The 12,497-nt window shown below is 57.8% G+C and carries 7 protein-coding genes; 2 read left to right on the top strand and 5 right to left on the bottom strand.

The annotated features are described in order from the left end of the window. Positions 1–626: 626 nt before the first annotated feature. The 4 genes from ACZ9IM_RS11495 to ACZ9IM_RS11480 form a co-directional block, all read right to left on the bottom strand. Positions 627–1,304, bottom strand: coding sequence for a dTMP kinase (locus ACZ9IM_RS11495; protein ID WP_476223947.1), 678 nt, complete (start codon positions 1,302–1,304; stop codon positions 627–629). A 264-nt stretch (positions 1,305–1,568) separates the two neighbouring features. Continuing rightward, on the bottom strand, positions 1,569–2,852 hold the full coding sequence (gene salA / locus ACZ9IM_RS11490; RefSeq protein ID WP_476223946.1) for a salicylate 1-monooxygenase: 1,284 nt from the start codon (positions 2,850–2,852) through the stop codon (positions 1,569–1,571). 234 nt (positions 2,853–3,086) lie between these two features. Continuing rightward, positions 3,087–3,665: an S-(hydroxymethyl)glutathione synthase gene (gene gfa, locus ACZ9IM_RS11485; RefSeq protein ID WP_476223944.1), complete on the bottom strand. Its 579-nt coding sequence runs from the start codon at positions 3,663–3,665 to the stop codon at positions 3,087–3,089. Positions 3,666–3,780: 115 nt separating this feature from the next. Then, positions 3,781–5,121: an MFS transporter gene (locus tag ACZ9IM_RS11480; protein ID WP_476223943.1), complete on the bottom strand. Its 1,341-nt coding sequence runs from the start codon at positions 5,119–5,121 to the stop codon at positions 3,781–3,783. Positions 5,122–5,458: 337 nt separating this feature from the next. On the opposite strand from ACZ9IM_RS11480, the gene ACZ9IM_RS11475 reads away from it, so the two are divergent. Further along, positions 5,459–6,361: a LysR family transcriptional regulator gene (locus ACZ9IM_RS11475; RefSeq protein ID WP_476223942.1), complete on the top strand. Its 903-nt coding sequence runs from the start codon at positions 5,459–5,461 to the stop codon at positions 6,359–6,361. 352 nt (positions 6,362–6,713) lie between these two features. After that, complete coding sequence (locus tag ACZ9IM_RS11470) at positions 6,714–11,546, top strand: M10 family metallopeptidase C-terminal domain-containing protein (protein ID WP_476223941.1); 4,833 nt, start codon at positions 6,714–6,716, stop codon at positions 11,544–11,546. Positions 11,547–11,607: 61 nt separating this feature from the next. Here ACZ9IM_RS11470 and ACZ9IM_RS11465 read toward each other — a convergent pair whose 3' ends face one another. Further along, positions 11,608–12,495 (bottom strand): DUF2950 domain-containing protein, encoded by an 888-nt coding sequence (locus tag ACZ9IM_RS11465; RefSeq protein ID WP_476223940.1) that lies wholly within the window; start codon positions 12,493–12,495, stop codon positions 11,608–11,610. Between the last annotated feature and the right edge of the window lie 2 nt (positions 12,496–12,497).

Here is a 12,497-nt window from a genome sequence, read left to right as displayed (position 1 = left end):
GCCACTATTCCGTAAATTCAAAGTTACTCCGCCAGTGCGAGGATCGCTAGCTACATGAGCAGATCGAGCGACGGCGCTGACACGCGGCTGACTGGGTCAAGAAATTGAACATCTCCAACCACTTCCTCCTGCTGCTTCCAGTCCACCCTCATAGGTCAGACTTTCCAGGGCTTCCATTAACCTAGACGGCTCAACCTGTACCATCCGCCCGTGTCGAACTGGCATCGTCGTAAGTATGTCGCGGCGCGAGCCTTCGCCGTGAAGGCAAGGCAGGTCGGATAAGCTAAGGCGGCCGCAGAAAACGTAGCCTATGAACGGAAATTTATGAACAGCCGCATCATTTCGGAAGCAGATAAGCCAGCGTTGGTTGAGCCGCGAGCGACTTATGAACATATGACATCGCCCATAAGTTAAATGATGTGTCAGGACGGAACTTCTACCAAAGGTTCTTTCAAGCTACCAATCCCCGATCCCTGTCTGAGCCAACTCAATACCCCGGCTCCAGCAATCGACGCTCGAACCGTCTGATCATGTAGGAAGCTTCGGCTCAGAGTTCTGATGACAGGCACTCAGATCAAAGCATCAGCCGGCTACCGCTGCGGCGACAAATCACCCCTTCGATCCTGCTAACGATCTATATCTACGGCTATCTCAACCGCATCAAGACCGGCGCAGCGAACTTCGCCTACGGGACATCGAAGGACTCTATAGATCTCAGAAATCACCTGCATCGTTGCGTCTTCGATCGTTCCTTCATTACGGCATAAAACCCAGCCGTGATCTGCAATCGCTCGCTCGAACGCCTTGGTACAAGCGACATGTTCTTCCAGCTTATGGATCACAGTACTGCTCAACCCACGCCGTCGTGCCGCTGCCCTCGCCCATGAAATTTCAGGGGCGGTGACAACCCCGACATGCAGGTCTGGCACTCGAACGTTTCGATCAATGTTCAACTGTAGAATCTCTGCAAACGGGACTATCTGGCGAAACGCGGCTTCAGACGGGTACCAGCGATCGATCAAGATGATGCTGCCTGGTGGCTGTTTAGCCAGCACATGCCGGGAAATCCAGGTACGGCTATCAGCAAAGCGCTCACAAACCTCCAACTCCAAATCCCGGGTGGGATTTCTGACGAGTTTGTTCACGAGGGCCATTGTTTCACCCCTATAGGGATCGCTTTTTTTCTCGCAAAGTCGGATCACCTTTTTGTTGTCTGCCCTCAGTACTTTCGTAACGGCCTCCAACAGTGTGGTTTTGCCGGCTCCCTTGGGCCCATCTAGAGAAACAAACAGCGGACGATTCATTCTTCACATAACGATTGATGTACGGTTTCTTTTGCCCTGTTCGTTCGCTGGAACCGCTTGGCGCGACTATGCGAATCGAGTGGAGGGGCCTTATGAACAGACATTGATGAACACTCTAACCGTCGCTCTCAGCTTTCGACAGGCGATGCGCCGAAATTGTGGAAGTTTCTGTACAAATCCGAGTCTCAGAGCGGTGGGAACGATTAAAGTCGCTTATCCAGCCGGCACATTCTTGTCCCACCCCGTGCATACCCGGGCAAATCACTAAGCCAGTACTTTCCAGCCCAGTTGCTCACGAGCCTCTTGCAGGTCGGATTGCAGATCGTGATCCCACAGCCAGTCGAAACGCTCTGCCAGGGTTTTGCCCAGCAGCTGCTCATTATCGGCTACCGCCGGATCACGCAGTTCATAGAGCTCGCCGGCTTCCCAGGAAGTGCGTTGCACGCGACAGGCGCGTGGACGACGGATCGCGTCATAGACCTCGAGCACCGCTTGCGGCCGGCTCGCCAGAACCTGTGGGTCTGCCAGCAGTCGGGCCAAAAGCCAGGCATCTTCCAGCCCCTGCCCTGCGCCAGCGCCCTGGTGCGGCAACATGGCGTGGGCCGCATCGCCGATCAGACCTACGCGGCCGTGCACGTAGCCCGGCAGCTCTTCGAGTTCGTGCAGAGCCCAAAGGGTCGGCGCTGGAATGCACTCGAGCAGCACCCGTGCGGCATCGCCCCAGTCGGCGAAGGCGGCAAGCATTTCTTCCTGGCTGGCATTACGAACCCATGGCGAATCGCTCGGCCAGGATGGGTCAGGCTGACTGCGATCGGAAATGAACGCCACGACGTTGATCAGCCGGCCTTGTTTAACCGGGAATGTGAGGATGTGTGCGTCGAGCCCCAGATACATCTGCGGGACGTCGACCAAGTGTTCATCTACACCTCGAGTACGGTAGGCAGCGCGCAACTGTTCGCTGTCGATCATCCCGCGGTAAGCACAAGTACCGCTGAAGCGCGGCGTAGCCAAGGACTGTCCGAGGCCTTGAAGAACATGATCACGAATCGAAGACTTGATACCGTCAGCAGCGATCAACAGGTCACAGCGGTGCTCGCTGCCATCGGTGAACAATACGCGGGCCTGTTCGGCATCCTGCTGCACGCTCACCGCGCGCTTGCCGAATTGGGCGATTCCCTCTGGTAACTGGCTGGCCAACGCGTCGAGAAAATCCGCACGATGCACTGAAGACTGCCCTACCCCTTCAGCCAGGCTTGCGCCGAGGTAACCGGCATCCTCGCCGCGGCGCCATTCGAACCAGATATCCTGCCAGGGATCAAGCGTGCGGTCGGCGATCTGCCGGTAGGGTTCGGCAATACCCAGGCCGGCGATGGCACGAACGGCGTTGGCGCCGAAGGAAACACCTGCACCGACCTCGCCAAAGGCGGGGGCCGATTCGAACAACTGCACGCTGAGATGGGAGTGGCGGCACAGATCCAGTGCCAACGCCACACCGGCGATACCACCGCCGACAATACCGATGTGCAAAGTAGATTGAGAGGTTTGCATAGCAAGGTACCCATGAGGCTGATTGTTATTGGAGTACCTGAATCATCGCCATCTGAGCGCTATTGATAAATACCGTAACTCCCATACTCAACATTACGAATGTGAATATTGTTCACCGGAAAAATGCTGCTTAAGCGCAACGCCCTTCACCTGGAACGAATCCAGGTGAAGGGCGTTGCACTCATGGTTCAGCCAAGGTGGATCGTGCCGAATAATACATTCGGCAAAATGGGTTTAACGGGATGCGAGAACACCATTCAACTTCGCCACTTGCGTAGCCAATGCGTCCATCAGATCTGGCGACAAGCAGTCATAAGGTTCCAAACCGAGCGCGCGCAGTTTTTCGCGAATCTCCTTCATGTCCTCCGGCGGAGTACCGGTTTCGATGAGCGACGAAACGAAGGCTGCAAAGCCCGGTGCAGCCCACCCTTTTTGCGGAGAAAGCTCGGTATGCACGAAGTCCAGGCCATAGAACGCATGGTCTTTATTTTCGATGCGGCCGAACATATGCGCATGGCACTCTTTGCAAGCATGTCGTTGAATAGTGGCGCGCTCGTCAACAATGGCCAGCTTCTCAGCGTTCGCGATGACGCTGACTTTATCGCGAGGAACAACCGCTACGACCGCGAATTTCGCACTGGCGGGTTTCCAGCACTTGCTGCAGCCACAGGCATGATTGTGCAGAGTCTGAGCGTCAATCCTGATTTCAACCTTATCGGTCGGACACAGGCATTGCAGGGTACCGCCAGAGAAATTTGCAGCGCTTGGCGCTATGCCGTTATCCAGTGAAGGATGAAGCTTCAAATTGCTCACGATAAACCTCCAGTATCAGGGAGTATTCGAACTGGATCTGGAGCCTGAGCTCCAGGGCGCGGATCAGTATTTGATAGTGCCTTCATGCATCAGATCGAAGGCCTCATTAATACGTTCAAGTAGTATGGTATGAGTGACGAAGGGAGCCAGATCGATTTCGCGCGTTCTGGATCAGAAAGACCAGAATGGCTATTGCCCCTACCAGCCCCGGTATAGCGAAGATGAGAAAACTCGCCTGCAGCGGCAACGATGAGGCATGCAGTGCGCCGCCCAGCAGAGGACCAATGATGGCACCGGTGCGCCCTACCCCCATCGCCCAACCGAGACCTGTAGCCCGGATCTGCGGCGGGTAATATTGCACGGTGCAAGCGTTGGCCAGGATCTGTGTGCCAATGGTGCACGCCCCGGCAACGGCGATGAGCAAATAGAGCACAGGTAATGGGGCCTTGAGTGCGAGCAGGCTCAGGGCCAAAGCCCCGCAACTGAAGAAGACGAACAAGACCTTGGCGATACCTATTCGATCACCCAGCCACCCGCCGGCCACCGCGCCGATAATCGCACCAAGGTTCAGCGCCACCAGAAACGCCAGGCTCGAGTTCAAGCCATACCCTGCTGCACTCATGAGTTTTGGCAACCAGGAGCTCAATGCATAGACCATCAGCAGGCAACAGAAAAACGCCAGCCACAGCATGAAGGTGCTCAACTTGCGCCCCTCTTGGAACAACTGCGCAATCGACGCGTTTGTGCCTTTAGCGACTGTGTGATTCAGCTGATCGGTTGCACTGGGTTCATAGCCCGGTACGGCCTGCGTCAGTAATATCCGGGCCTTGGTCGTCTGTCCCGTTCGTAGAAGGTAATCCATCGATTCAGGCAACTGCCGTATCAAAAATGGCAACGCCAACAGTGGGATCAAGGCCACATAGAACACCGCTTGCCATCCCCACTGAGGAATCAACACCATGCCCAAACCCGCAGACAGCATCCCTCCTAGCGAGTAGCCACTGAACATGAGGGCGACCAAGGTGCTGCGGGATTTCCTGGGTGCGTACTCGTTCATCAACGCGACAACGTTCGGCATGACCCCGCCAATCCCCAGACCGGCAACAAACCGGCACAACGCAAAAGCCTCCGGGCTCTGCGCCAAGCCGTTGATCGCGGTGACACCACTGAAAAGTGTTACGCACATCATGATGGTTTTACGTCTGCCTATCCGGTCCGACAATGATCCGAAAAACAGCGCGCCCAACATCATTCCCACCAGCGCACAACTACCCAGCGCTCCCGCCTGTAATGAGCTCAGCCCCCACTCGGCCATCAGTGAGGGCAACACGACCCCATAGATGACCAGGTCATAGCCGTCGAAGATGATGATGAGTGCGCACCAGAACAGCACGCGTGCATGGAAGGCGTTGAAACGTGCCCCGTCAATCAGGGCTGATACATCGATCGTACGCATGGCATCGCTCTTTTTGTCATTGTTATAAAGCCGGAGGTTCAGATGCCTCCGGGAGTTGCGCAGTGCCCAACTCGCTGACCGACGTGCTTGAGGATTGGGCATTGAAGCGATCATGGCCAAGGCATCAACCGTGATAAATGCAGTGATCCGAATACCCATTATTTCGAACGTGAATAAAGATCGGGCACGAGCAAAAGCCAAGCGACCCTTACAATGGACGCGACGGTTTAGCACTTGATAGGCTTGTGATTCTTGCAGCGGCCATTTCAGAGCGGTGCAGACCCAACAAAGGGCAACGGTTTATTGCTCTGGTATGAGCCAATCTGCATGAGGCGTTATGGAATTACGTGAGCTGGATCTCAATCTGCTTTTGGTGTTCAACCAACTGCTCATAGACCGCAGGGTTTCGACTGCGGCGGATAATCTTGAGCTGACCCAGCCCGCGGTCAGCAACGCGCTAAAGCGGTTGCGTAGCGCCTTGAACGACGAACTTTTCGTACGCACCTACCAGGGAATGGAACCCACGCCTTACGCCCGGCAGCTGGCTGAGCCGATTGCGCAAGCCATTCAAACATTGCGCGATGCACTTGGCCGACAGGACACGTTTGACCCGCTTAATAGCAATCGAAGATTCACCATGGCCATGACGGATATTGGTGAAATCTACTTCATGCCGCGGCTGATGGATGCGCTGGCTGAACGCGCGCCGGGTTGCTCGATCAGTACGCTGCGCAACAACACCGATACCCTGGCCGAAGGGCTGCAGAACGGTGCGATCGACCTGGCCGTCGGGTTACTTCCTCACCTTCAAGCCGGTTTTTTCAAGCAGCGCTTGTTCCACCATCGCTACGTCTGCATGTGCCGCAAAGGCCATCCTGCCACCCGGGAACCGTTGACGCTTGAGCGTTTTTGCAGCTATGACCACGTTCGTGTTGTAGCGGCGAACACAGGACACGGCGAAGTTGATACGTTCCTCGCACGGGCTGGCATCGAGCGAAATATCCGTTTGGAGGTTCCGCATTTCGTCGCGATAGGCCACATACTTCAACGTACGGACTTGCTGGCAACTGTGCCTGAACGATTCGCCACCAGTTGCGAACAACCCTTCGGACTCGCCGTTCTACCGCCGCCCCTGGAGTTGCCGAAAATCGAGATCAATCTGTTCTGGCATACCCGATACAACAAGGATCCGACCAATCGCTGGTTACGTCAGCTCATGTTTGAGCTGTTCTCCGATTGAATATCAAGGTCGACCCGCAGGAACCGAGTTCCAGGTTTGATTTGATTTGATTGAATGAAGAAGCCGCCTTCCTGAAGGCGGTTTTTTTTCGACGAGCCTGAACGAACCTGAAAAATCGCCTTCGCGAGCCCGCTCCCACAGGGCATCACTCGCCACCTAAGCAAACGTCAACAGAACGTTACTTTTCCGAAACGCCTCAAAAAACCTCGCAACCGTTAATCAGTTAGTCCGGTTTTTTGACGCTCCCCCGATGCGCGGTAACAACTTTTGCCCTCCGCTGGGTCATAACACGGTAGCTGTCGATGGAATATTGGCATCTTTCGAGGTTTTCGCCTGATACGGAGATAAACTCATGATTTTCAATGTACAAAATTTTGGCGCCAAAGGAGATGGCATCACTGACGACACGGCGGCGATACAAAGTGCAATTGATGCGGCGGCCGCTGCAGGCGGGGGGCAGGTGTACATGCCGTCCGGAACTTACATCGTTTCGGGAGGTGAGGAACCCTCCGACGGTTGCCTGATGCTCAAGAGCAACGTCTACCTGTACGGCGACGGCATGGGAGCAACCACCGTCAAGGTGGCTGACGGCTCCGACACCAAGATCACAGGGGTCATCCGATCCGCCTATGGCGAGGAAACCCATGACTTCGGCGTCAGCAACCTCACCATCGACGGCAACCGTGACAGCACCACGGGCAAGATCGACGGTTGGTTCAACGGTTACATTCCTGGCGAAGCAGGCTACGACTCCAACGTTACCCTCGACAGCGTCGAGATCAAGGATTGCTCCGGGTACGGTTTCGACCCCCACGAGCAGACCGTCAACATGGTCATCAAGAACAGCGTGTCCCACGGCAACGGCCTGGACGGCTTCGTTGCTGACTTCCTCAGCAACAGCACCTTCGAAAACAACATCGCCTACGACAACGACCGCCACGGTTTCAACATCGTCACCAGCACCCACGATTTCACACTCACCAATAACGTCGCCTACGACAACGGCGGCAATGGCATCGTGATCCAGCGCGGCAGCGAGGACATCCCCTCCCCCAGCAACATCACCATCACCGGTGGCGAGGTGTACGGCAACGGCGCCGAAGGGGTGCTGATCAAAATGTCCAGCGAGGTGACGGTCAGCGGCGTCGACATTCACGACAACACCAGCGCCGGGATACGCATCTACGGCAGTAACCACGTCGAGATCATCGACAACACGCTCAACAACAACTCCCTGGGCAGCCCCGTACCGGAGATCATCATCCAGTCCTACAACGACACCCTGGGCGTGTCCGGCAAGTACTTCAACGGCAGCGATAACACGATCCAGGGCAACATCATCACCGGCAGCAACCTGTCGACCTACGGCGTTGCGGAGCGCAATGAAGACGGCACTGATCGCAACGCCATCATCGGCAACACCATCAGCCACACCAGCAACGGTGCCACGCTGATCTATGGCGACGGCAGCTACGTCAGCGCCACGGTGCCGATAACCACCGTGCAAGGCACGGCTGGCAACGACACCCTGCTGGGCAGTGCCGCCAGCGAGATTTTCTACGGCGTTGCCGGCAACGACACCATCAATGGCGGGGCCGGTGGCGACATTCTGGTGGGTGGTGCAGGTATCGACAAACTCACCGGCGGTACGGGCGCCGATACGTTCCGTTTCGTCGCTCAGTCCGACAGTTACCGCAACGCAACCGCAAGCTTCGATGACATCATCACCGACTTCGACGTCAGCCAGGACAAGATCGACCTCGCCGGCCTCGGTTTCACCGGCCTGGGCAATGGCCGTGGCGGCACCCTGCAGGTCAGCTACAGCGCCAGCAACGACCGCACCTACATCAAGGACTACGATGCCGACGCCAGCGGCAATCGTTTCGAACTGATCCTTTCGGGTAACCTGACCAGCACCCTGACGGCCAATAACTTCATCTTTAATCGGGTGATCACCGGCACCAGCGGCAGCGACTCGCTGCTGGGTAGCGATTCGGCCGACACCCTCCTCGGCCTTGCAGGTAATGACAACCTCAGTGGCGGCGCGGGCGACGACAAGCTCGACGGCGGTGCCGGTATGGACACCCTCACCGGTGGCGCCGGGGCGGACATCTTTGTGTTCTCCAATCGCCTGGACAGTTACCGCAACTACAACACTGGCGGCGCCAACCTTGGCGACCTGATCACCGACTTCGATACCACCGCCGACAAAATTGACCTCTCGGCCATGGGTTTCACCGGCCTGGGGGATGGCAAGAACAACACCGTGTACGTGGTGCTCAACAGTGCTGGCACCAAGACTTACATCAAGTCCCTGACCGCCGACGCCAATGGCAACCGCTTCGAAGTGGCTTTGGACGGCAACTACGTCAACACGCTGACCAGCGCCAATTTCGTCTTTGCCACTTCGCCAACGGTCAACCATGCGCCGGTGGTGGCAACGGCGTTGCTGGATCAGAACGCGACCGAAAACACCCCGTTCAGCTACGCGGTGCCGGCCACCAGTTTTACCGATCCGGATAACGACAGCCTCAGCTACACCGCGACCCTGGCCGATGGCAGCGCCCTGCCCGCGTGGCTGGGCTTCAACGCCTCCAACCTGACCTTCACCGGCACGCCAACCAGCACCGCGTCCGGCAATTACAACGTGCTGGTCAAAGCCACGGACCCGGCCGGTGCATCGGTCAGCGATAGCTTCGCCCTGGTAGTGGCCGATGCACCCGCCAACACCATCACCGGCACCAACAATGCCGAAACCCTCAACGGCACGGCGGGTGCGGACCTGATCCTCGGCCTCGGTGGCAACGACACCATCAAGGCCGGCACCGGCGCGGACATCGTCGATGGCGGCGCCGGACGCGATTCGCTGTACGGCGGCGACGGTGCCGACACTTTCCGCTATACCAACGTGCTCGACAGCTACCGCGACTACGACGCCGGCGGTGTCACGGTCACCGACACGATTTATGACTTCACCATAGGCGTCGACAAGATCGATGTTTCGGGCCCGGGCTTTGTAGGCCTCGGCGATGGCCGCAATGGCACGTTGTACATCACCCTCAACGCGGCCGGCGACAAGACCTACATCAAGTCCGCTGTAGCGGATGCTGATGGCAATCGTTTTGAAATCGCCCTCAGCGGCAACTACCTCAACACCCTGACCGCCAGCGACTTCGTGTTCGGCGAGAGCGTCCAGCAGGACATCCTCTACCTGCCCACCCTCGGCCAATCCAATGCGCGCTTGCTGCGCATGACGGAGGACGACAATCAGTCCGGCACCTCGATGCTGGTCAACGACCTGGACCGCTATACCCCCTATGACGTGCGCAGCCAATTCACCGATGCCAATGGCAACGGCATCGACATCGCGGTGGGCGGCAGCACGGTCACCGGCCTTTCGACGCTCAGCGCCGAGGAACTCAAGTTGTGCTGGTGGCTGACCGACACCAACCAACCCGGGGCTGCGCTGTTGCGCGCCGTGACGCTGCTGCGCGACCAGCTCACCGAACTGCAATCGACCGATAACGTCACCATGGGCATCATTTGGGGCCAGGGCGAGGAAGCCGCCCAGGAGATCGCCCGCGCCACGGACAAAGCCGCGGCAGCAGCGGCCTACAAGGCCGCGACCCTGAAGGTGTTTGATTACCTGCATGCCCAGTTCGGCAACTTCAGCGTGTACTTGATGGAAACAGGTCACTACGAACAGGACGCGGCGCGTGCCCGTGGTTATTCGGAGGAGAAAATTGCCTCCATCGTCGAGGGGGTTGGCTATGTCCGCGCCGCCCAGGAAGCCATCGCCGCCGAGCGCGCCGACGTCAAGCTGGCGGTGGACTACACCGACCTGCCCTTGCGCCACGAAGTCGATCCGCAGGCGTATCCCGACGACGTCTGGCACTTGCACGAGGAGTCGGCGGAGATCGTTGGCCAGCGCCTGGCCGACTACATTGCCGATGACCTTGGCTTGCAAGGCAATCCTAACGACAACAACAGCGTGCAGGACATTTTCGACAACGCTCAGAACATGATTTCCGGTACCGACCAGGCGGATACCCTGGTGGGTAGTTCGGGCAACGACACGCTGGATGGCAAACTGGGCGCCGACACCATGACCGGTGGTGATGGCAACGACGTCTATGTGGTCGATAACACGTCCGACCGCGTGGTGGAAACCAACACCTCGACCTCGCAGATCGATACGGTGCGGGCCTCGGTCAGCTGGACCCTGGGCGCTAACCTCGAGAACCTGGTGCTCACCGGTGTGTCGAACATCAACGGCACCGGCAATGAGTGGCACAACTTCATCACCGGCAATGCCGCCAATAACGTGCTCGATGGTGCCGCAGGGGACGACAGCATGAGCGGCGGCGATGGCAACGACACCTACTATGTCGATAACGCCAACGACACCGTGATCGAGATCAACAGCAATGCGGTGTCTGGAGGGATCGACAGTGTGCACAGCAGCCTGGCGGCCTATACCCTCGCCAACAACGTCGAGCATCTGTATGTCGATAGCACTGGCGCCGCCAATGGCACGGGCAACGCGCTGGACAACACGCTGTTCGCCGGCGCCGGCAACAACGTGCTGGACGGGCGCGATGGCAATGACACGGTGTCTTTTGAACGCGCCTTGTCCGGCGTTACCGTAAACCTCTCGACGTCAGCGCAACAAAACACCGTGAGTTCCGGGCTCGACACCTTGAAATTCGTTGAAAACCTGACGGGAAGCGCCTACGCCGACAGCCTGTCGGGCAACAGCGCTGCGAACGTTCTGAACGGTGGTGCGGGCAACGATGCGCTGGTGGGCGGTTCGGGCAATGACCGGCTGATCGGCGGTGCAGGCACCGACAACCTCACCGCTGGCACTGGCGCGGATACCTACGCGTTTGGTGCGCTGTCGGACATGGGCATCGGGGCTTTGCGCGATGTGATCAACGGATTCAAGAGCACCGAGGGCGATCTTCTGGATTTCACCGGCCTGGACGCCAACCCGCTGACCACCGCTGTCGACGCCTTCACCTTCGTCGGCAGCAACGCCTTTGACCCTGCCGACGCCACCGGCCAACTGCGCTTTGCCGATGGCATTCTTTCCGGCAGTGTCGATGCCGACGCCATCCCGGAGTTCGAAATCCAGCTGGTGGGTGTCCAGGAGCTGCACGCCAGCGATTTCACAGCCTTGGGTTAGGCTCACATCCCCGGGAGCGGGGCTTGCCCGCTCCCAAAGGGATTTGCAGTCCGAGGCAGATCTATTCCTGCCCCACGGTAACCACCTTCCAACTGTCATCTGGATCAAAGCGCTTCATCGACTGCGCCAACTTGTCACCAGCGGGTCCCAAGTCTTTTTCGAACACCTGCCCTTCATGACTGATCATGAAACTCATCACCCCGGTGTCAGCGTATTTCGCCGGCCAGGCGATCAGTGCAAAGCCACGGCTCATCTCGTCACCGATGAGGTAGCTATAGGCGCCGCCCGGTGCCGAAGGACCTTGGCCATCAAGGATGCGGAAGTGATAACCCTGCCAGTCTTCGCCGGCAATGGTTTTACCGAACAAAGGACCCAACGGGCTGATCTGACCGCTATCGTCGTCCTCCCAATAAAGTCCGTCGTGTTTGCCGGCGGTGCTGAAGATTTTCTGCGCATAAGCGAGTGCGCCGTCCCCGTCATGATCCACTGATGCATACTCCATCTGGACGTCATGATAAGTCAGCACTGATTGCACCGCGGCGAGTTCATTGCGGCCAATTCGACGTGCACGGACTTCGGCGCTACCGGCGTCGATATCAAAGCGCCAACCGTTCGTGGCTTTTATCATGGGGATAGGCAGTGTCCAGTGGTCACTGCCAACCGCCAGGACCGCCTTGCGATCGCTGGTTTTTTCAATGGCGTGTTGCTCGCGATATTGCTTCAAAAACGCATCCACATCACTGCGCTGCACGCCCTCGCGCGGGATGAAACTGCGCCATTCATTACCCAGCAACTCTGCCAGGCGTGCCTGATCGGCGTGTTCCGTACCCAGCGCTTCGACGAACGCCTGGGCGGCCATTTCTGGCGTTGGAAATGTCTGCTGTGCCGTAACCATGCACGACCACGTCAAGCCGGCAGCGATCGCCATGACATGAAGGCGCAAGCCCATGA

The organism is Pseudomonas sp. TE12508 (genome assembly GCF_056279485.1).
Note: the sequence above shows the minus strand (reverse complement) of the source record. Positions and strands in the feature narration are given on the sequence as shown.

Coding starts and splice junctions, on each gene's coding strand:
- ACZ9IM_RS11495 (WP_476223947.1), bottom strand. CDS start 1,304: ATGAATCGTCCGCTGTTTGTTTCTCTAGATGGGCCCAAGGGAGCCGGC.
- ACZ9IM_RS11465 (WP_476223940.1), bottom strand. CDS start 12,495: ATGGGCTTGCGCCTTCATGTCATGGCGATCGCTGCCGGCTTGACGTGG.
- ACZ9IM_RS11470 (WP_476223941.1), top strand. CDS start 6,714: ATGATTTTCAATGTACAAAATTTTGGCGCCAAAGGAGATGGCATCACT.
- ACZ9IM_RS11475 (WP_476223942.1), top strand. CDS start 5,459: ATGGAATTACGTGAGCTGGATCTCAATCTGCTTTTGGTGTTCAACCAA.
- ACZ9IM_RS11480 (WP_476223943.1), bottom strand. CDS start 5,121: ATGCGTACGATCGATGTATCAGCCCTGATTGACGGGGCACGTTTCAAC.
- salA (WP_476223946.1), bottom strand. CDS start 2,852: ATGCAAACCTCTCAATCTACTTTGCACATCGGTATTGTCGGCGGTGGT.